The sequence below is a fragment of the Bradyrhizobium ottawaense genome (genome assembly GCF_900099825.1).
Classification (GTDB): Bacteria; Pseudomonadota; Alphaproteobacteria; order Rhizobiales; family Xanthobacteraceae; genus Bradyrhizobium; species Bradyrhizobium ottawaense_A.
On the sequence record NZ_LT629693.1, the window covers coordinates 603,486 to 623,278 of the forward strand.

The 19,793-nt window shown below is 60.5% G+C and carries 21 protein-coding genes and 5 pseudogenes; 8 read left to right on the top strand and 18 right to left on the bottom strand.

Annotated elements, in window-relative coordinates; all coding sequences use genetic code 11:
• Positions 1-230 precede the first annotated feature (230 nt).
• Together BLR13_RS03010 and BLR13_RS41530 are read left to right on the top strand one after the other, a co-directional pair.
• A complete protein-coding gene (locus BLR13_RS03010; protein ID WP_074827746.1) occupies positions 231-464 on the top strand; it encodes a hypothetical protein in 234 nt (77 codons plus the stop codon).
• Positions 465-498: 34 nt separating this feature from the next.
• A pseudogene (locus BLR13_RS41530) lies at positions 499-651 on the top strand (ATP-binding protein); the annotation flags it as partial.
• Between the two features lie 212 nt (positions 652-863).
• Here the strand turns inward: BLR13_RS41530 and BLR13_RS03020 are convergent.
• The 4 genes from BLR13_RS03020 to BLR13_RS39880 form a co-directional block, all read right to left on the bottom strand.
• Positions 864-1,742 (bottom strand): aldo/keto reductase, encoded by an 879-nt coding sequence (locus tag BLR13_RS03020; protein WP_074827745.1) that lies wholly within the window; start codon positions 1,740-1,742, stop codon positions 864-866.
• The gene (locus tag BLR13_RS03025; RefSeq protein WP_074832002.1) at positions 1,732-2,298 is read right to left on the bottom strand and encodes a type 1 glutamine amidotransferase domain-containing protein; all 567 of its coding nucleotides are present in this window, start codon (positions 2,296-2,298) and stop codon (positions 1,732-1,734) included. Before BLR13_RS03025 ends, BLR13_RS03020 begins: the two co-directional genes overlap by 11 nt.
• A gap of 77 nt (positions 2,299-2,375) precedes the next feature.
• The gene (locus BLR13_RS39875; RefSeq protein ID WP_154070878.1) at positions 2,376-2,537 is read right to left on the bottom strand and encodes a hypothetical protein; all 162 of its coding nucleotides are present in this window, start codon (positions 2,535-2,537) and stop codon (positions 2,376-2,378) included.
• Positions 2,534-2,692 carry a hypothetical protein gene (locus BLR13_RS39880; RefSeq protein ID WP_154070877.1) on the bottom strand — a complete coding sequence of 53 codons (159 nt, stop codon included), beginning with the start codon at positions 2,690-2,692 and terminating at the stop codon, positions 2,534-2,536. The genes BLR13_RS39875 and BLR13_RS39880 overlap by 4 nt, the downstream gene beginning before the upstream one ends.
• Before the next feature lie 372 nt (positions 2,693-3,064).
• Here BLR13_RS39880 and BLR13_RS41315 point away from each other — a divergent pair, with 372 nt between their 5' ends.
• Together BLR13_RS41315 and BLR13_RS03035 are read left to right on the top strand one after the other, a co-directional pair.
• Positions 3,065-3,430, top strand: a complete 366-nt coding sequence (locus BLR13_RS41315) for a hypothetical protein (protein WP_197679514.1) — start codon at positions 3,065-3,067, stop codon at positions 3,428-3,430.
• Positions 3,431-3,568: 138 nt separating this feature from the next.
• Positions 3,569-4,054: a DUF1931 family protein gene (locus tag BLR13_RS03035; protein WP_074827742.1), complete on the top strand. Its 486-nt coding sequence runs from the start codon at positions 3,569-3,571 to the stop codon at positions 4,052-4,054.
• 319 nt (positions 4,055-4,373) lie between these two features.
• On the opposite strand, the gene BLR13_RS42190 is transcribed toward BLR13_RS03035, so the two are convergent.
• From BLR13_RS42190 to BLR13_RS03050, 4 genes and pseudogenes are all read right to left on the bottom strand, one after another.
• Positions 4,374-4,502 (bottom strand): hypothetical protein, encoded by a 129-nt coding sequence (locus BLR13_RS42190; RefSeq protein WP_283806859.1) that lies wholly within the window; start codon positions 4,500-4,502, stop codon positions 4,374-4,376.
• Positions 4,499-4,891: a hypothetical protein gene (locus tag BLR13_RS03040; protein WP_074827740.1), complete on the bottom strand. Its 393-nt coding sequence runs from the start codon at positions 4,889-4,891 to the stop codon at positions 4,499-4,501. The genes BLR13_RS42190 and BLR13_RS03040 overlap by 4 nt, the downstream gene beginning before the upstream one ends.
• Positions 4,892-4,914: 23 nt before the next feature.
• Positions 4,915-5,511 (bottom strand): annotated as a pseudogene (locus BLR13_RS03045) (transposase); the annotation flags it as partial.
• Positions 5,512-5,873: 362 nt separating this feature from the next.
• Positions 5,874-6,819, bottom strand: a protein-coding gene (locus tag BLR13_RS03050) for an IS630 family transposase (RefSeq protein WP_143039769.1) whose coding sequence is annotated in 2 segments (ribosomal slippage) — positions 5,874-6,483 and positions 6,482-6,819 — 948 coding nt in all. Because the reading frame shifts where the segments join, the coding sequence is not laid out codon by codon here.
• 479 nt (positions 6,820-7,298) lie between these two features.
• On the opposite strand from BLR13_RS03050, the gene BLR13_RS03055 reads away from it, so the two are divergent.
• Positions 7,299-8,759 (top strand): NAD-dependent succinate-semialdehyde dehydrogenase, encoded by a 1,461-nt coding sequence (locus BLR13_RS03055; protein WP_083387651.1) that lies wholly within the window; start codon positions 7,299-7,301, stop codon positions 8,757-8,759.
• Between the two features lie 580 nt (positions 8,760-9,339).
• Complete coding sequence (locus tag BLR13_RS03060) at positions 9,340-11,937, top strand: excinuclease ABC subunit UvrA (RefSeq protein ID WP_074827737.1); 2,598 nt, start codon at positions 9,340-9,342, stop codon at positions 11,935-11,937.
• On the opposite strand, the gene BLR13_RS03065 is transcribed toward BLR13_RS03060, so the two are convergent.
• The 3 genes and pseudogenes from BLR13_RS03065 to BLR13_RS03075 all read right to left on the bottom strand — a co-directional run.
• Complete coding sequence (locus BLR13_RS03065; RefSeq protein WP_171944999.1) at positions 11,931-12,239, bottom strand: UBP-type zinc finger domain-containing protein; 309 nt, start codon at positions 12,237-12,239, stop codon at positions 11,931-11,933. The genes BLR13_RS03060 and BLR13_RS03065 overlap by 7 nt on opposite strands.
• Before the next feature lie 87 nt (positions 12,240-12,326).
• Positions 12,327-12,751 (bottom strand): annotated as a pseudogene (locus BLR13_RS03070) (hypothetical protein).
• A gap of 90 nt (positions 12,752-12,841) precedes the next feature.
• Positions 12,842-13,459: pseudogene (locus BLR13_RS03075) on the bottom strand (IS110 family transposase); the annotation flags it as partial.
• 35 nt (positions 13,460-13,494) lie between these two features.
• On the opposite strand from BLR13_RS03075, the gene BLR13_RS42195 reads away from it, so the two are divergent.
• Both BLR13_RS42195 and BLR13_RS03080 read left to right on the top strand, forming a co-directional pair.
• On the top strand, positions 13,495-13,623 hold the full coding sequence (locus BLR13_RS42195) for a hypothetical protein (RefSeq protein ID WP_283806858.1): 129 nt from the start codon (positions 13,495-13,497) through the stop codon (positions 13,621-13,623).
• A 392-nt stretch (positions 13,624-14,015) separates the two neighbouring features.
• The gene (locus tag BLR13_RS03080) at positions 14,016-14,237 is read left to right on the top strand and encodes a hypothetical protein (protein WP_074827730.1); all 222 of its coding nucleotides are present in this window, start codon (positions 14,016-14,018) and stop codon (positions 14,235-14,237) included.
• A gap of 96 nt (positions 14,238-14,333) precedes the next feature.
• Here BLR13_RS03080 and BLR13_RS39885 read toward each other — a convergent pair whose 3' ends face one another.
• From BLR13_RS39885 to BLR13_RS41540, 7 genes and pseudogenes are all read right to left on the bottom strand, one after another.
• Positions 14,334-14,510, bottom strand: coding sequence for a hypothetical protein (locus BLR13_RS39885; protein WP_154070876.1), 177 nt, complete (start codon positions 14,508-14,510; stop codon positions 14,334-14,336).
• Positions 14,511-15,325: 815 nt separating this feature from the next.
• Complete coding sequence (locus BLR13_RS03090; protein ID WP_074827729.1) at positions 15,326-16,279, bottom strand: polyphosphate kinase 2 family protein; 954 nt, start codon at positions 16,277-16,279, stop codon at positions 15,326-15,328.
• A gap of 18 nt (positions 16,280-16,297) precedes the next feature.
• Positions 16,298-16,969, bottom strand: coding sequence for a Dps family protein (locus tag BLR13_RS03095; RefSeq protein WP_079586835.1), 672 nt, complete (start codon positions 16,967-16,969; stop codon positions 16,298-16,300).
• A gap of 227 nt (positions 16,970-17,196) precedes the next feature.
• Complete coding sequence (locus BLR13_RS03100; protein ID WP_074827724.1) at positions 17,197-17,544, bottom strand: hypothetical protein; 348 nt, start codon at positions 17,542-17,544, stop codon at positions 17,197-17,199.
• 424 nt (positions 17,545-17,968) lie between these two features.
• Complete coding sequence (locus tag BLR13_RS03110) at positions 17,969-18,982, bottom strand: DUF6352 family protein (RefSeq protein ID WP_074827720.1); 1,014 nt, start codon at positions 18,980-18,982, stop codon at positions 17,969-17,971.
• Positions 18,979-19,278 (bottom strand): DUF6505 family protein, encoded by a 300-nt coding sequence (locus tag BLR13_RS39890; RefSeq protein ID WP_154070875.1) that lies wholly within the window; start codon positions 19,276-19,278, stop codon positions 18,979-18,981. Before BLR13_RS39890 ends, BLR13_RS03110 begins: the two co-directional genes overlap by 4 nt.
• 49 nt (positions 19,279-19,327) lie before the next feature.
• A pseudogene (locus BLR13_RS41540) lies at positions 19,328-19,537 on the bottom strand (Crp/Fnr family transcriptional regulator); the annotation flags it as partial.
• Positions 19,538-19,793: the final 256 nt, after the last annotated feature.

The following is a 19,793-nucleotide window of genomic DNA, read 5'->3' on the forward strand; positions in this document are numbered from 1 at the left end:
GTCCTAATGCTTGCACTGTCGAGTTCCGCCGATGCCGCTCTCCTGGGTGCCAGCACCCTGATGCCGGAGAGTGCTACGAAGGTTGCGTGGGTGTGCGGTCCCGATGCGTGTGGAGACCGGGAGGGCACGGCGTTGTGCCGGCATTCGCTGTCTGGGGGCCGCCTCGTCTGCTCGGGTGCTTCTACGAGAGGCGCCACCATCATTGGGTTGAGGTCTGCCCTTAATCGTTCATGACCCTATATCGCGTCGAAGCCGTGAAACGAACCGCCCTCGGTCTTAACGAGACCGTCGATTTTTATGAATTCGATGCCCCTGACCTACCCGCTGCCCTTCACGCTGCCGACACATGGCTGCGCGCAAAGGGTTTCGGCCAAACCACCGCCAGCGAGGCGCGGATTATGATCGGCGAGCGCATCGTCGCGGAAAAAGAGCTAGAGCGATCGACGTGGCACGACCCTGCTTGAGCAAACAGGATGGCCAGATTTCCGAGTGGCAGGCCTCGACCGCTTCCATCTGCTGATCCTCGACGACCTCGCCTACTTCACCAAGGAACAGGCCGAGACCAGCGCGCTATTCGAGCTTATCGCCAGCTACGAGCGCAGGTCCATGCTCGTCACCGCCAACCAGCCGTTCGGCGAATGGGGCAAGGTCGCAATGACGCTCCCCGCCCATGAGCCGCGCGCGAAACAGAACCTGACCCGCGGCCAGGTCGTAAAGCGGCTTCACCGGACCTTCGCCGTATTCTTCCGGCTTACCGAAGAGGCCGTCTAATTTCTCCTTGATGCCGAAGAAGCGCGAGGAGACTGCACTCCTCCTCCTTCCATGCAGCCTCGGGCGTCAGACATCTGCACCTGGCGATCGGCTTACAGCATCGGCAGCGCGCGGCGCGGACCGCGCGGGAACGCGGCATCGATCCGGGCGATCTCGGCGCTCGACAAAAGCAAGCGGGACGCCCCGGCATTCTCTTCGACGTGAGCGACACTGGACGCTTTGGGGATTGCGAACACCGAAGGCCGCAGCGTGAGAAATGCGAGCGCGATCTGGCGCGGGGTAGCATGATGCGCCTCCGCAATTTCTGCAAGCACGCGCCCTGCGGGTGTATGCTTGCTCGGAAATTCACCGTGTCCCAAGGGACTATACGCGGTGACCGCGAGGCCGTGCTGCTCGCACCAGGGTACCACGGCGTGTTCTATGGCGCGTTCCTGCAAGTGATAGAGCACTTGATTGCAGGCGATGGTCCCCTCGCCGGCAATCTCCACAGCATCTTCGAGATCCGGCACATCAAAATTGCTCACGCCATAGGAAAGTATCTTGCCCTCGTCGCGAAGCCCCTCGAAAGCCGCAAACGTGCCTTCCAGCGGATGCGGGCCCCGCCAATGTAGGATATAGCAATCAAGCCGGTCGGTCTTGAGGCGCTGGAGTGATCTCTCGCAAGCAATCCTCGTGCCCTGTTCGGAGGCATGCTCTGGAAGCACCTTGGTGACGAGGAACACCTCATCACGCCGGCCCGCGATGGCTTCGCCGACCATCAACTCCGCGGCGCCCGCGCCATACATCTCCGCGGTGTCGATGTGGTTCATTCCGAGATCGAGGCCGCGGCGCAGGGCGGCGGTTGCCGATGCTTGATCGTCCCGTTCGATGTACCAGGTCCCCTGGCCGATCACGCTGACCTCGCGCTGCAGGGGCCCGAAACGGCGCCTTCTGACGCTTGTCCGCGTCCCGTGGGTGGCGTTACGCAGCATGACGCCGCCCGCGTGCGCCGCTGAATAATTTGATCGTCTCCCTGTTGAATGCCGGGATGTCGTCGGGCTTGCGGCTGGTGACCAGGCCTTTGTCCACGACGGCTTCCTCGTCGACCCAGTCCGCGCCGGCATTCTTCAGGTCGGTTTTGAGCGAGGGCCATGAGGTCATGCGGCGGCCGCGCGTTGCGCCGGTCTCGATGACTGTCCACGGCCCGTGGCAGATCGCGGCAACCGGTTTGCCGGCATCGAAGAAGGCCTTTGCGAACGCCATAGCCTTCGGCTGGATGCGAAGCGAGTCGGGATTGAAGACGCCGCCCGGCAGCATCAGCGCGTCGAAATCTTCCGGTTTGGCCTGATCGAGCGTTACGTCCACCGGAAACTCCACGCTCCATTCCGTGAAATACCAGGCCCGTACGCGGTCGCGTTTCGGCGATACGAGCTTAGTCGTGGCGCCGGCTTCGTCCAAAGCCTTGCGCGGCTCCGTGAGCTCGACCTGCTCGAAGCCGTCCGTGACAAGTATAGCGACATTCAATCCTTGAAGGTTATCTTTAGCCATGATGATCGTCTCCAATGTTGGATGGCTATCATGTTGAACCGCTATCATGGTGTGCTGAGGCGTGACCTCGCGTGCACTCACTTGTTTTGCCCGCCGACGCCAGCTTCGTCGTGTTGTGCAGGATCGATCACGAATTTCTTGGGCGATCCCTCCCCGAAGATCTTGTACGCCTCGACTGCGCTATCGAGCGGGATCACTTCGGTCTTCAAGAGCGGCGTCAGGTAGGCATCCGGTCTCACAGGATGGCCATCATCAGGTCGCGGTTGTAGTGCATGACCGGACATTGACCGGCTGTGAATGACGGCGATTTGACCCATGCTGCCGGGAAGCCCAGGGCCATCAAGCCCTTCTTGTTGAGTTCTGTAGGCGCAACGGCGCGATTACCTGTTGCCATGATCAATCTCCTTGCTTTCAGTGACGCCCAGCAATAAGGATCAGAAAACGTTCCGAAATTTCGAACGTAAAAACACGTAATGCGGTCACAGCGTAATAACGCCGCGGATCGGCGGTCCTCCGCGGCGGATCGCCCGCACCCGCACCCCAGCACGGCCTTAACGCCCGGCTGACCCTCAGCTCTGAATAATTGTTCGGTCCAACCTATGATGCTGTTGGTGCCGTCACCTTGACGACCGTCAATGCTCCGCCGAGGGATGAGCGGAACGGCAGCAGACGCGTCAGTATTTTAGTGCGGGATGAGCAAGGGGAACGGCGAACGATGCCGCACCCGATCGGTGGTGCTGCCCGGTAATAATTCGTGCAGACGCGAGTGGCCATTCGTTCTTCCAACTCGGCGGCTGAAAAGGAAATAGGTGATGGACATCAGCATGCCTTGAAAGCCATCAACCTTGCCATCAAAGATCGGAACGGCGTGGTGCTGGGGGCGGCGCAAGGGCTCAGAAATGAATTGCGGCAAAACGCGATCCACTTCGTTTTGGAAAAGTTAACGCCGATCAAGGTAAAGCATCTGGCGAGGCATGGCCTGCAAGATGAGCCTCTATGGGAGGACGTCATGGCTGACGCGTTACATATTGTTTGCCCGCATTGCGACGCGAGCAACCCTGTGCCGCGCGAACGCCTGCGGGATGGCGCCAAGTGCGGGTCCTGCCATCGGGCGACGGCTGCCATCGCTTGAGTTCCACCCGAAGAGTGACGATTGCCGGAACCGGTGTCGCCCTTTTCGGCCCTACCGAGAAAATTCCGAAGAATCTGACAATCGTCAATTGGAGCTGGGCTCGGGCGCGGCAAGATCGTCCAAGGGATTCAAAGAGCCATGATAGCCGCGGTGCAATCGAACAAAAGCCCCACCACTCACGTCGTGAGCGTGGCAAGATTCGAGCGATTCTTCCGGATCGCGGCCGGGCTCAATGTCGACAAGCAGGACCTCAAGCGCTACAGCGACTTCATCAATCAGAAAGTCTACGACCTCCTGCTTCGGGCTGAAGCCACCGCGAAGGCAAACGGCCGGGGCATCATCGAGCCGTTCGACCTGCCCATCACCAAGGGCCTGCAGGAAAGCATCCACGAATTCCAAGAGATCGACGAGCAGATTGAATTACATCCGATTCTGGATCAGCTGACCGCACGGCCGCCGCTCGACCTCGCCTATGACCAAGATACCGAAAGTCAATTGCCCGAAATCGTGGGCGGGCTCAGCGTGGCGCTCGCGCGCACCTTCAAGATCATTGATGGCAATCTGAAGAACCCGGCAACCGAGCATTGGCAGAAGTGCATCCGCATTTTCGATCTGCTGATGTAGCCCAGCTCGACAAATTTCTTTCAAGCCGATGACTTCGTTCAATCGGATCGGCTGTGCAGTCCAAACGGTTTAGTCGCGGCGTTTGTCGTCGAGCCCAGGAATAGCGATAATCAAGGATGTCATTGTTTGGCTGGATAGAGGCATCTCTGACGAAATTCGCCTGGCAGCTGCCGATGCGATCGCCAGCCAACAGACGCTCCTGCTCAATCTGTTTATTATTGACGAGGCTCCATGTCGCGACGTAACTCAGCCACCGCGTTGGGCGGGATTGGCTCGCCCTCAGGCGTGCGCGAGCCGTCAAGCCGCGTGGTGGCCCTTTTCAGCTTAGATTCAAGCCGCGGATGCCGAGCCGAACCAAGGCTACCTTCATTCCGTTGACGATCCGACTTCGCTCTCCGATGAGGCTGTCATGTTCGCGGTTGGGCCGCTTGTCATCCTCGTCCTTCATTGTCGGGATCTCGCCCATCTTGCAGTGATCACGCTCGCCGTTGCAGCCAGCCAAGAAAGGGGCGTTTTGAGCAACTCGGTGTCGAGCCGGTCAGTCTTGGCGCGCCTATGCTGGCTGGACACCGCTGCACTCGAAGCGTGAAGACGTAGGCCTCGATGCCGCGCGCTTGAGCCAGCGCCCGACCAGAAGCCGTCACGGCCGGCCTTGAAGGCGACTGCAATGCGCTCGATCCTGCGTCCTGCCTTCTCGGCTTCCTCTCGCCATCGATGCAGAAGCTTCAGCAATGCGCTCTCGTCGACCGCGAGCTTTTTCAACGGCTGGCGCTCGACGCCAGGCACGATACCGGCAACGAGCCAACTCGACAGGCTCATCTCAATAACCGCAATCAAGTGCCGTCCGGTTCGAGTGCGGTCACAGCCAGCCGGCGCGCCAAGGCCCCGATCGCCTTTTTCATCCCGCGGTGCCTGCGATCTTGATGGCCCAGGCCTTGAGCCAGGACCACTTCGCCGTGCGCACCAGCATGATCTGGGCCGCCTCGTAGAGCATCATCCGCATCATCTGGTCCCCGCATCTTGATATCCCGCGGGCTCGGTCGATCTCGCCTGATTGAGATATCTGGAAGGCGTTAGTCCAAACACCGCCCCGACCGCCTTGGGAAGCGAGCCGGCACGTCGACGGGGCGCGATAGGTCAGCGCCACCACAGGGCCGACACCAGGCACCGTCATCAGACGCCGGCACACCTCATCGTCCCGGACGATGGCCAGCAAGCGACGATGAAGCATGCCGATCTGCTCGCGAAGCGTCCGCCGGACAATGAGCCGCGGTTCGACCAGAACAGTCAGATCCGGCAGGTTCTTCACAAGCTCCTTGATGCGCGCCTCGAACCTTACCATTTCCACTACGCCCACCTTGAGGCCGAAGTTACGCAAAGTGCCCGCAGGTCGTTATCGATGGGATGGCCTTGGACTGCAGCCGTTTGCGATGCGTCAGCAGCATCCGCAGTTTCTTTGGCACTCGAGCATGGTGCAGGACATCCGCCGAAAGATAACGGATCAGGAAACTTAAACCCGTGATGGAGACGATGGCTTCTCGGTGCTAAGGCGGAAAAATGCCCAAGTGTCCCATTGTCGACTCGCTCTTTGATGTGCGCACGCCGGTAGGTCCAGCAAAGCCCGCGCGTAGTACACGTCCAGTGATGCCTCTATGAGGTGACGCACGCTGTTTTGGGTCGGATTGCGTCAATCCCTACGGATGCGCTGCTGATACTCACTGCACGGAGCTTCTTCTGTTTGGTCGCAAGACGAAATTCGATGGCGTTCTGATGATCACGGGGCGAGCGGCCACGTTTTGACAGCTAGAGCATTTTCCACCTAGCATGCGGCATATCCGGAGTTGCGGAAGTAGTTGGCGCATTCGTCCGGCAGGAAGGCGTCGAGCAGGCAGGCGATGCGGTTCCAGAGGCTCTCCACGGAGCGCTCGGCAGCCTTTCGTAACAAGGCTTTGAGTTTTGCGAAGAGCTGCTCGATCGGATTGAAGTCCGGCGAATAGGGAGGCAGGTAAAGCAGCTTTGCGCCTGCAGCTTCGATCGCTTCACGTATCCCCGGCACCTTATGGGCACTGAGATTGTCCAGCACGACAATGTCGTTTGGCTTGAGGGTCGGTACCAGGACCTGTTCGACATAGGCGAGGAAGGCATTGCCGTTCATCGGGCCGTCGATGACGCATGGTGCGGTAAGGGCTGTGGAGCGCAGGCCCGCAACAAAGGTGCTGGTTTTCCAGTGACCATGCGGGATTTTGCCGACCAGCCGCTCGCCGCGCGGAGCCCGGCCGTACAGCCGTGCCATCTTGGTCGAGGTGCCGGTTTCGTCGATGAAGACCAGTCGGTCGGGATCGAGCTTGGGTTGATTGTCCGCCCATGCCGTCCGCGCCGCGGCGACGTCAGGCCGATCTTGCTCGGCCGCCCGAACGCTTTTTTTTGAAGCTGATGCCGTGGCGGTCGAAGAACCGCCAGACCGACCCGATTCCCGCCTTTTGTTGATGCTCATCGAGCAGACGGCGCTGGATCTCTTCCAGAGTCAGGTCCGGTTCCTGCCGAACCAACCCAAGCAACCATTCCTCATGCTTCTTCAACGGCGACCGGCTCTGACCCTTGTTGGATTTGGCCTCAAAGCTACCGGTCTCCCGCCAGCGCTGTGCCCAGCGGATCGCCGTCGAATCCCCAATCACAAACTGTCTTGCCGCAGCCCGCGCCGCCGCGCCACCCTCAACAACCTGGATCACTCGAATTCGTAAGTCGTTCGAATACCCCATTGCCAGCCTCCTCAGTCCGAGAAGGCCACAGAATCTTATTCGCAGCTCAATGGGAATCCCTTCGATTCACAGAAAATGGAAAATGCTCTAAAGGCCGGCCCGCTTCCGGCCCCCGAGGTCCATTTCGCCCTGGGGTGTCGATGATTGGACATTCGGGCACTCTGCCTTTGCTACACTGCGGCGCCATCATCTCGAGCACGATCTTGAGCTTTTTAAGGTCCGAGACTTTGCGCCGGATTTCGCGCAATTGCTTCGTCAGCGCTTCGATTGACGCCCGTCAAGGCGGTTGTGATTGAGTTCCGCTAATGTGCGAATATCTGCTGGCAACGCGCCGCACTGCTTAGCTCCGGGGTACGTTATCGCACAGCTGCGCAACGGCCGAATAGCGACCACCCCCGTTGTCCGGAGCGGCGACGGCGGCATCACCTCGAGAACGCCCCTTTGTAGGTTTGCACAGTTCACCTGGCAAACATGGAACTCATAGCATGGCGACGTCAAAGACATCTCGCTCCGGTGAACAGGGCGCCCCCGCTAAGACAAGTGTGGATCAGCCCCGCCCGACCGCACCGCGGGCCACGTTGCCTTCCGTCAACCCCTACAACGGACAGACGCTGAAGACTTATCTCGAAATGTCTGCCGAGGATGTGGATAACGCCATTGCAAAGGCGCATGATTGCTTTCCGACTTGGCGTCGCGTCTCCTTCGTCGAGCGCGCCAGCTTGCTGCACCGCGCAGCTGCGTTGTGCCGCGAACGTATCGACGAGCTGGCGAGGCTCATGACCCTCGAAATGGGCAAGCGCATCCCCGAGGGCCGCGAGGAGGTCGAGCTGTGCGCGCGAATCTTTGAATACTATGCGCACCGGGGCGAGGAATTTCTGCGGCCGCAGACCCTTCGGTCGCCTCTGGGAGACGGCACGCTTCTCAACGAACCGCTCGGCGTCCTCTTCGGCATCCAGCCGTGGAACTATCCTTGCTACCAGGTTGTTCGCTTCGCGGCGCCGAACTTGATGGCGGGAAACGTGGTGCTGTTGAAACACTCGACCAGCGTTCAGCAATGTGCCGAAGCGATCGACCTACTGTTCCGTGACGCGAGCTTCCCCACGGGCGCTTACACGAACCTCGTGGTTACCGCCGGTCTTGCGAACAAGGTTGTTGACGACGATCGGGTGCAGGGCGTGTCGTTCACCGGCAGTGACACGAGCGGTGCCCGGGTCGCCGAGCGAGCCGGCCGGTATGTCAAAAAGACTATAATGGAGCTAGGCGGCAGCGACCCCTTCGTGGTTCTCGATGACGCGGATATGAAGCTCACTATTGATCGTGCGGTCTTCGGCAAGATGACCAACATGGGGCAGTCGTGCGTCGCCGCCAAGCGATTCATCCTCCTCCAATCGGTGAGCGATGAGTTTGTCGATGGTTTCAGGGAGAGGCTCGCCGCCCTTAAGATGGGAGATCCGCTCGACGAGTCGACCGGCGTCGCGCCGCTGTCTTCCGTTAAAGCGGCAGCAAGGCTCGAAGACCAGGTCAACCGCTCGGTCGCCGGCGGCGCCCACGTCGTCCTCGGCGGGAAGCGCCCTTCCCCTGACAGCGCCTTTTTCGAGCCCACCATCCTGACGAATGTCAAGAAGGGCACACCTGCGTACGACGAAGAACTCTTTGGACCGGTGGCCGCCGTGATGGCAGTCCCCGACCAGGAGACGGCGATCGCGGTCGCGAACGACACCAAGTACGGTCTTGGCGGCTCGGTCTACACACGCGATCTCGAGCGCGGGCGGCGCGTCGCGGATCAGATCGACGCCGGCATGGTCTTCGTCAATCACCCGGCCTGGATCCATGAAGACATGCCTTTCGGTGGAATCAAGAACTCGGGATACGGTCGGGAGACTGGACCGCTCGGCATCCAGGAGTTCGTGAACAAGAAGCTCCTTCGCGCGCCACTATCGGCATAAGCGTTCTAAACAACAAGGTGACTCACAAGGCGGCGATGAGCCGCCGCGGCTGTACGAGGAGGAAATCGATCCGGTGACAGAGGCCGGCCTTTCTCGGGAATTTCGCGCTGATCAGCTGCGCGATCAAGCTGCTGCTGTACGAGACGGGCGGCGAAGGTGTGCAGGGCGAGGGCACGCGCCGAATCGCCAAGAAGATCACCGATGCCCTGCAAACACGTTCGTTAGGTGTGAATAAGCGTCCAACAGGTGACCCCTCTACCGCTAGGTTCCGTAACCACTCATAGCGGCCGGCGTGAGCGAGCACCGGCGAACCCGCAAGGATCGCAAGGGCGATACACATTGTCCGAGCCGCATGGCAGCTTCCCTTCGGGCCGGCATTCGCACAACCCGAAGCGCGGTAACCGGTTGAAGTGTTGACCGCCGTTTAATTAGCCCGCTCGCGCGACGATTTCGGTTCCTCCAAGGAGCGCCCAGCAGGGGAGCGCTTCCGCGGGGACGGATCGTCGCGTGGACTTGATGGCCATCATTGTCTTCGGAACTCCGCTCGGCTGTCATGCGTTCTCCCGGCCGAGTGGTGTACATGCTGGAAATTACCAATCCTCGATCTCGAGAAGCCGCGGAAGAGGCTCTGCGCGGCTTCGTCCGCGTGCGTGGAGCACGCGAGCACAATTTGAAGAGTATCGATCTCGACATTCCACGCGATGCCCTGGTGGTGTTTACCGGCGTGTCCGGCTCGGGCAAATCGTCGCTGGCATTCGGCACGCTCTACGCGGAGGCGCAGCGGCGGTATCTCGAATCCGTCTCGCCCTATGCGCGGCGTTTGTTTCATCAAATGGCGGTTCCCGAGGTTGGCGAAATCGATGGCCTGCCCCCGGCCGTAGCCTTGCAGCAGCAGCGCGGGTCGCCCACCACGCGCTCTTCCGTCGGCAGCGTCACGACGCTGTCCAACCTGCTTCGAATGCTTTACTCACGCGCCGGCGATTATTCACGGCACCAAACGCATCTCGATGCCGAGGCTTTTTCGCCCAATACGCCGGCCGGAGCCTGTCCCCGATGCCATGGGCTCGGTCGGGTCTACGAGGTGACCGAACGCTCGATGGTGCCGGAGGATTCCAAGAGCATTCGCGAGCGCGCAATTGCCGCCTGGCCGCCCGCCTGGCATGGCGGCAACCTGCGCGACATGCTGATCACGCTCGGCTACGACGTCGATCGTCCGTGGCGCGAATTGCCGAAAAAAGCCCGCGACTGGATCCTGTATACCGACGAGCAACCGGTGGTCCCAGTTTACGTCGGGTATGACGCGAACGAGGTGCGAAGGGCGATCAGACGCAAGGAGGAGCCCAGTTACCGCGGCAATTTCTCCAGCGCCAGGCGATATGTGCTGACAACCTTTGCAACCACTGAAAGCGCGTCGATCAAGAAGCGGGTATCGCGCTACATGGTAAGTACCGAATGCCCGCTCTGTCACGGCAAGCGGCTTCGCCGCGAAGCGCTGTCGGTCAAGTTTGCCGGCTTCGATATTGCCGACATCTCCAGGATCCCGCTGGCCAGGCTCGCCGACCTCTTGCGTCCACATGCGGAGGCCACCGCTCCTACCCTGACCAAGCTTAAGGCGCAGCATCCGGAGAAGACGCTGGTGGTGCAGCGAATCGCCGAGGACCTCGGCGGCCGACTCACGGTTCTGCTTGACCTCGGGCTTGGCTATCTAACGCTGGAGCGGAGTACCCCGACGCTTTCTCCGGGCGAACTGCAGCGCCTGCGACTGGCAACCCAAGTGCGTTCCAACCTGTTCGGCGTCGTCTATGTGCTCGACGAGCCCTCCGCCGGACTTCATCCCGCGGACACCGAGGCGCTGTTGACGGCGCTCGACCGATTGAAAGCCTCCGGCAATTCTCTGTTCGTGGTCGAACACGAGATCGATGTGATCCGGCATGCGGATTGGGTTGTTGACGTCGGACCAGGCGCTGGCGAACTCGGTGGCCATTTGCTCTACAGCGGTCCGCTGCAAGGGTTCAAGCAGGTAGAGCAATCGCAAACCCGCCGTTACCTGTTCGGCGACTACATTGTGCCAAACCGAACGCCGCGCTCGCCCAAGGGCTGGTTGCGGCTGCGTGGCGTCAGTCGCAACAACCTCCATGAACTCGATGTCGATTTTCCGTTGGGAGTATTCACCACCGTGACTGGCGTTTCCGGCTCGGGCAAGTCGAGCCTGGTGAGCCAGGTCCTGGTGGAATTGGTTGCAAAACCGCTTGGCCATTGCGTCCCCTCGATCGACGATGAAGGCGACGAACTCGAGCGGACCGTCGTGACCACACTCGGCGGCCGGATCGCAAGCGGAATGGAGGGTATCAAGCGATTGGTGGTCGTCGACCAAAAGGCGATCGGACGCACACCACGTTCCAACCTCGCGACATACACGGGGCTCTTCGATTACGTTCGCAAGATCTTCGCGGCCACTAAGTTGGCGCGCGCCCGTCACTACGACGCTGGACGCTTTTCCTTCAATGTTGCCAAAGGCCGCTGCGAGACCTGCGAGGGCGAAGGCTTTGTTTGCGTCGAATTGCTGTTCCTGCCCAGTGTATATGCACCGTGCCCAAGCTGTCATGGCGCTCGCTACAACGCCAAAACCCTCGAAATAAAATACCGCGACAAGAACATCGCCGCCGTACTGGGAATGACGGTCGACGCCGCCTTCGCGTTCTTTGCCGAGGAGGCGCAGGTGCGCCGGTCCCTCGATGTGCTGCGGCAGGTTGGCCTCGGCTATCTGCGACTTGGCCAGCCGGCGACGGAGCTTTCCGGCGGCGAGGCCCAGCGGATCAAGCTTGCCACCGAGCTGCAGCGGACGCAGCGCGGCCACACGCTCTACGTCCTTGACGAGCCCACCACGGGACTACACCCGGCTGACGTCGAGAAGCTCATCGCGCAACTCGACGGGCTGATCGAAACCGGCAATACTGTCATCGTGGTGGAGCATGACATGCGCGTTGCCGCCGGCAGCGACTGGGTCATGGATATCGGCCCCGGTGCAGGTGACGAAGGCGGTCATGTGGTGGCGTTCGGCACGCCTGCCGAGGTCGCTGGATCGTCCATAAGCCGCACCGCGCCATATCTGTCACGGTTCAGGGCCCGGCTCGCGGCCGACGCGTCAACGTCCAATCGCCTCGCGGCACCTCAGTAAAATCGCGGAATCGGCTCCAAATGCGGTGTCTGTCGGCCCGAAAGATGGAACATTACTTCGTCTACATAACACCACCCCCACCCTTCCGGTGGATCAAAGGCCTCGATGATCGGGTGCCTGGTCGCGTGAAAATGTTTTGTTGCATGCCGGTTTGGCGACTGATCGCAGCAACCGACATGGCCACAGGTGCGGCAGACCCGCAGATGCAACCAGGGGTCACCGGATTTCAGGCATTCCTCACACCCCGGCGCGCTCGGAACAACGTCGCGGATTGCTGAGAGATGTTTGCAAAATATCGCCATGTTTTCCTGACGCGCAATCCGCGCCGCGCTCCGTTTGTCTCGGTTCCAATCCGATTGCGAAGATACACTTCGTGGCGAAGTAAGTGATCAGGCCGTAAGCTCAGGATCAACCGCAAGGATCACGGTCTTCTCAGCGTTACCATCGACGCTCTGTTCGCGCGGAATGACAGGCAGTTGAAGCACCAGCGCGTGCTGGCCGACAACAGATTCACGAGAACCGTTTTTCCGTCCGGAAACGAGAGGGCATCGTGATGCTGATGCGAGGCGCCCGGCTCGATCGCGCAAAATCTGGCCACGCTAAAGCCTGTGCTCCTGGTCGACAGCCAATCGCGATTATATCTGACGTCACGTTCGAATGCGAGTTCGGTTCCGGGAAGCAGACATACCGCGACATTCGGCTCTCCCTTTGCGGCAAAGCCGCGCGTTGATGTGCCGTAGAAGCCGGTCGAAACAAGCGTCTCGCCAACCCTGGCCGGGCGGGATGCGACGGTATGCAGGCTATAATCACACATGGGATTTTCTCCGCTGATCGACGTGTTCAAGAACCTGTATCGTGAGGAGACGCGCGCTGCGTTGACCGATGTCAAAATATCGGCGAACGAGATCGCTCCATCCCGGACGATAGCCAGCAAGCGGCGGTGCAGGATGACGATCTGTTCGCGGAGCACCCGCCGGACGATGAGCAGCGGCTCCCCACCAGTACCGCCAAGTCGGGGATATTCTCGACAAGCTCATGGATGCGGGCCTCGAACCTCACCTTGGCAACCATTCCGACCTTGAGGCCGAAGTTGCGCAAAGTACCTCGCAGATCGTTCTCGATGGCGATGGACTTCGACTGCAGAAGCTTGCGATGAGTCAGCAGCATTCGCAGTTTTTGGCTGCGGAACGTCTTTACATGCACCGGACGGTACAGTCCCCCCCTGATCATCTGAGCGATGCCGCGCGCATCATTGCGGTCGGTCTTGTTGATCTGCGCCTTCATCACCGCCTGCATGTGCCGCGTCTCGACACAGATCACTGGTAACTCGGCTTCGGCGAGAGCGCTGAATAGCCATTGCGATAACGGCCCGGCTTCCAGTCCGATCCGCTTGAAGCGGTAGGTGGGGTTCCCCAGAACCTTCAGCAGGGCTGCAGTTTCGTTTCGCTACCTTCACTTCCTTCACGATCCTGCCCGTGTCATCCACAATGCAGATGCTGGTCTCCTTGACCGATACGTCCAATCCACCAACTCAGCAGGTGATCGGACGAAACGCCGGTGACGTTCCGTTCGCCGCTCAAGGAACAGGAGTTCAGGTTCTATCGCTATAGCCCCGGCAAGAACCTGCTCGTCCTCGAGATCAATGAATTTCCGGAAACGCCGCCGGAGCCGCTGCCCGGCGCATAGCCGCGGCGTCGCCGACGGAACCGATGATGCCGACGGTTCGTTGACCCGGCGCCACAGTCCAGCGGCACATCCCTGAAAGACAGCCCAGATGTCCAGCCACAATCACATGCCGCCGGTGCCGCCAACCGGACGAAGGACGCGGGCGCGTCGCACGCGGAGGTCAACACCGCGGAACAAGGTGACACCGCCAACATCAGGCAGAACACCACCAACAAGGGTTTCTTCCAAGGAAGGCGCGTCAAGTAGACGAGCGAAAGCGGCGAGAGCCGGCGCGTCGTAGCCAAGGCGAGACACCACCACCGAACCTCAACGCTGCAAATCGGCGTCGGGCGGAACTTGCCATCATCCCAACGACTTGACCCGTCGGACCATCCCGGTCTCGGAGAACGGCCATGAAAACAATTTTCGCATCGGTTTGCCTGCTGGCACTCGCCTCGATCTCCCCGGCGGAAGCCAAGGGCTGCATCAAGGGAGCCATCGTCGGCGGCGTCGCCGGCCACATGGCAGGCCATGGCAAGCTCGGCGCTGCGGCTGGCTGCGTAGTCGGCCATCATGAGGCCAACAAGCCGAACCCCAACAACTCGAATGCCCAGGCCCCGTCCGGGCAGAAGTAGCCGCTCGGACCATTTCATGTCGGCGGACCAAACGGCCGCGAGTGGCCCAGACCGAGCCTCGCGCGGCCCCTTAGCAAGTCGGGGATTACGCCGACCTTATTCGGCCCTTGCCCAGGCACCGCTTGCAGGGCGGCGGATAGATCTTGCGCCCGCGCTGGGCCGGCTCTGCGCGACCGCCTGGAATCCGGTGCCGTCACAAGCGGAGCATTTGAGTTCCGGCGGCGCATCCTTGGACTTCAGCACCATGCCGACGCCGGTCATGTCGTTGTGCAAGACGGTCTGCTGACTCCGGTTGTCCCATTTGAGGGTGACCCCGGCCCAGGTCTTTTCGGTGACGGTGCCGAGGTCGTTGTTGTCGTCGCGCGAGCAGACGCGGGCCGACGTCGAGCAATCTGGACTGGGAGCCGGTCATTACGGTTTGCCGTTTCCTCGCGATTCAATCGGGGTGGCATGACACTAGCCGCTTAGTTGGCCGATTGCCACGATGCCCTCGACGCCTCGGCCTGGCTGATGTGCTGTTCATGCCTGACCACTTCTTCCGGACCGCGCATGTCGAAGATCTCGCCGCAGGGGCACTTCATGAAACGGCTACACGGTAGGCGCTGCGCCGGAGCGTCGGCGGGCTGCCCCGGCGAGGGCGTCGAAGCTGGCCAAGAAGTCGCGCAAGGCCGCGGCCGGGCGGAAGGAAATGCTGATGTCGATCCTCGGCAAGAAGCCGGCCAAGGAGGCGGCCGCGAAGAAACCGGCGGCCCAACGGAAGGCTTGAGCTCTTCCGTTAAGGAGGCGGTCCGGCCTCCCGAAGCGTCTGGATCATGCGGTCGCGATGCACCGGCGAGCGAACTACCGCGGCGGCGCCTTCGTCGGCGAACATGGCAGTTGGGACCGGTCACGCTTCAACGGCTACAAGGTCGTTTTCGTACCGTTCAGCGGCGGGCGTCCGAGCAGCAAAGCCGAGGACAGCTTACGCGATCTTCGGCCAGGCTGCAAAAACCGGTGCGCTGAAGGTCTTGATCGAGGCTTAGGGAGGCAATTTCACCGATCTTTTTACGAGCAGCGACTCGACGAGCGGCCGCAGGAAGGTGTACATCTTAACTTGCTCTTGTTACAGCAGAGCCCCGGCCTTCTTGCTCGAGTACTGCGCGCACTTTCTCCAATTCTTGCAGCGAGGCCTTGTCGAACCGGGGGTACTGGAGCCTCAAGCCTTCCAGCGCGCTGACGATAGTCGAGCTAATCACAACGCGGGCAAACCACTTACGGTCGGCAGGCACCACATGCCACGGCGCCAGCTTCGTTGCCGTATGGGTTATCGTGTCCTGATAGGCCGCCAGGTATTTGCCCCAGAGTTCGCGCTCAGCGATATCATTCATGGAAAACTTCCAGCGCTTGCTGGGCTCCTGCAACCGATCGAGAAGACGTTTGCGCTGCTCCTCCTTCGAGATGTTAAGGAAGAACTTCAAGATCAGCGTGCCGTTGCGCGACAGATGCTTTTCGTAGGCGCTGATGTCTTCGAAGCGCTCGCGCCATACGTTGCGGGTGACAAGTTGAGACGGAATCAGCTCTTTCGCTAGAAGATGTTGATGTACGCGTACGGTTAGACATTCCTCATAGTAGGAGCGGTTAAAGATTCCGAGCCGCCCACGCTTGGGCAACCGCACCGTGGTGCGCCATAAAAAATCGTGGCGCAGCTCAAGGGGCGATGGTGTCTTGAAACTTGTAACGTCGACGCCCTGCGGATTGACGCAGGTGAAAATGTGCTTGATGGCGCTATCCTTGCCCGCCGCATCCATGCCCTGAAGAATCAGCAGCACCGCCCAGTGTTCCGCAGCGTAAAGCCGCTTCTGAATTTCGGCAAGCCGGACGCGGTTCCGCTCGATTATTTCCGTCGCCGTCTGTCTGTCGAGACCTCCCGTCTCGCAGGTCTTTTGCGATTTGAGCCGAAACGACTGCGAGCCATCGGTGCGGAAGGGTTCGATGTATCGCTTCAACTCTTCTGCGAGTGATTCGTGAGTGGAAGGTTTGCATCCATTGCTGCTTTTCGGCATGACCGCGTGCAAAGCCCCTTAGACATGACCACGTGATTTTGTCGCGTCGCCGCTCAGGTAAAGAGATCGGGGTGTAGGCAGAGTTAGCCGTTCGGCGCAAGAAAAGCCGAGGTCGAGCAGCTCCGCATTGTGTTGCCTTGCGTCCGCTAAGACGCGCACCAGTGGGGTATCGACCAGATGTTCTACCAGGAACCAGGCTTCCAACTCTCCGGTGCGGATAACCTCGGAAACGATCAGGTCATTGCTCCCATCGTCGCCGAGCTCCGCGATTTTCGCGGCGGCATCGTGCGCGTCGACCAGCATCGTCTCATGCGCTTCAACCAACCGGGAGAGCATCGCTGGAACTTCTTCGCAGCCGTTCGGAGCACGGCGGATTTTGGTGAGCTCGGCGACGTGCCGAGGGTCGCCGACCGCAATGCCTCCGAGCGTCTGCACGCGTTCCGCGATCTTGTCGATCAGCTCATTTTGCTCATCGGCATGTTTGTCGAGCAGCAGATGAAGCTGATAAAAGGTCGCTCCGCGCATTAGCCAGTGGTGCTTCTTGTACAGTGCATACAGAATTTGGGTGTCCGCGAGGATTTGGTTCAATCGCTTACAGGAGTGGAGCCGCGTATCGCGCGCGAGCCCGACCAGAAAATCGCGGACGGTATCGAATTCCTGGATCTCGATGCGCTCTGTTCGATAGTCCATTCGAGTAGATCAATTCTGCTGCCCATTCACTATGGCGATCTGCACCTCTGGCCACCATGATGGCTGTCAATTTAGGAACCGACCGGCACCGCATGTGAAATCGACGAGGTCTGCGCCAAGGACTAGTCCCGCAAACGCTGGTGCGCCGTGCGCGCGGTTGCCGTGCCGCACCGCCATGCCTCCAGAGGTAAGCGCCGGACGGCGCTCGACTGGACCGACGCGCGGCGTCAACCGTCCTGCAAACGCGGGCCGGCGCAAATTCTAATGCTGATCATTTGCGGGGTCTTTTCATCTCCAAAGACCGCATCGAATTTCGTGCGATAAATCACAGCAATCGTGCCAAGCTCAGTGATCGTAACGGCTTCGCGCTGCTCTTTCTTTCCGTTCTCTATGTCCTTTATCTCTCCATGCCTGAGCCAGTTGACGATGTCCTCGTATCTCCACTTGGCTGCCAATTCACGAAAATAAGGCTCTTCCGTGGGAAGTAACATTCCTTCACCGGCGTCTGCGAGCGTTATTGCACACTCGAAGTCACCCCGGTGCGAATGCTCGATGGCCGCGTATATCTGACGCATCGAAGCGTATCGGATGCAAGTGCCGATGTGTTGCGGGTTGCCTATGGCTCGCTCCCGGCGCGTGATCCGTGATCCGGCCGCTCGGGTGGTTGCAATTCACCCTTAAAGAGATTCCATACGTCTGGCGAGAGCATGGGATCATCGCACCCGGATACAACGCATCGGAACTTTTGCTGGACTGCTTTGGTGGCGATGATGATGCGCATCAGTTTACCGCATTCTGGACAAGGAGGGTAAAAACTCCTGGACATGATCAAGCTCGCGCGTGATGGACGCATCCCTATTAAGCACGTCGCCGCGATCGTGTGCGTTGACGCCCGTCAAGGTCTCCTCGATCGGGCAGCGCCTCGCTGCCGACTGCCGCTCCTGGCCTTGCGCCGCTCGACCACGATGCCTACTGCCATGCGCGCCAGAGCCGTGGATCTCAATGAACCGCCTCCCCACACTGCACCGGCGGGCCAGTCACGAGATTTTGCGGCTTCAGCCACAATTTCTCGTCAGGCGTCATCGCCGCCAGCAGATACACCGGCTCGCCCCTGACCTTTTCAATCATATCGGCGGGGTCGCGGAACGTCAGCCGATAGAGGCCCACCAATCGGGCCCGCATCGCCTCGTCGAGGCTGCCGTCGTTCCAGATCGTATCGCCGATGTGGGTGGCGTCGGCACTGAGGCCGACATACCAGATCCATGGCGCGGCCTGCAGTTCCGCCACAGGTTCGATCGCGACGTCGATCGCAAATAAATGCGCCAGCCAGCGTGTGATGACCTCGCCAAGAGCCGCCCGGCCGCGCCGGCCCGCGGTCAGATCAAGCGCCATGTCGAAGCGGTCGCTGGGTTCCCAGTAGCGGGCTGCGGTCGCATCGCCAAGCAGGTCGACTTCGGCGGTCGCCGGCAATCCCAGGAGCGCCAGCAGTGGCGACGGCGGGTGCCGGGCGAGCGCCGCTCCCGTCTCCTCGTCGATCGCGGTTATCGAACCTTCCTGCACCAGAAGCTTCTGCGGACGGAAAAACATCTCGGCAGCGCGCAGCATGAAAGCGTCGTCGCAATCGTTCAACAGGTTGCGCAGGATCGCCTGCACCAGGTGAGCCATCAGGACGTGAGGGATTTTGATATTGCGCCTGATAATTTCGAGATAGGCGGCTTCGAGGGTCTGGTGTTTCACCAGCTGATCGCGCCAGGCGATCATCATTTCCCAATTGTCGCGAGCGTCCGCATCAGCGATCGCCGCAACCCGCGGGGCCGCGACCGCCTGCCGTGGATCAATCAACAACGCAGCATGCAGACTTCGCTCGGCGGCGCAGGCATCCGGCGGCGGCATCAGTTCGGGGCGCGCCAGATAGGCCTTCAGGAATTCGTCGGTAACAAGCAACTTTCCCGTGGCGTCGCGATCAAGCAAATGATGACCGCAGGAGAGCCAGAAATCGCGCGTCGCACTCACCTGCGCGCCTCCTTCTCCAACCCGGTCAGATCGAGGTGCTCACCGGGCCCATCGTCGTCGCCTGCGACTTCGAAAAATTCGAAAGCGCGCGAATGCCCGGCGCCATCGCGCGGACGTAGCGTGCGGAATGCCTCGCGGATGGTTCCGTTTTCCTGGCTCCGGGTTACGGCGACGAGCACGCCCGGCGGCTGGACGCAGAGCGACGCCGCGAAACCGACCTCCTCCTCCTCCGCTGCGAGACGAGCGGCCGCAGGATCCGGGGCGCCGAAATGCGCGACGAGGAGGGCCGCAAGCAAATCGCCTGACCCACGGCAAATGAGCGAGGATTGTCGGGTCGCAATCGTCGACCTGCACGTGCTCTCCTTTCGTCAACTTTACAACAAGAGAGATCACGCCCTTATGTGGGAGATAAGCGCGCTTAAGAGAGTCGCCGACCTCAACCAGCACCGGTTTCGGGGCCAGGTCGACGGTTCGCAGATGCGGGCGGATCAATTCGAAATCGTCGGCTGCCAGCGATGACAAAAATCCGTTAAGCGAAGGACGAGCTGAATCCAAGGCGGTCTTTGACGGTACGGAGTAAGTCTTTGGGGCTCGCCAGCGCCTATGCACGGTATTCGTCGTATAGGATGAGCCGGGACGCCGATTGCCACAGAAATAAGCACTTTAAATCTCGTAAGATTACGAGGACGCACCGAGCGGGCGATTTGGCCATGCCGTGCCGCCCGTAGCAATGCTGTGGGCCCCCAATGGTGAGAGTCCGCTGGGGTCCAGGAAGAGACGTCGCGCTCCTTCACGCATGACTGGCTGCCTT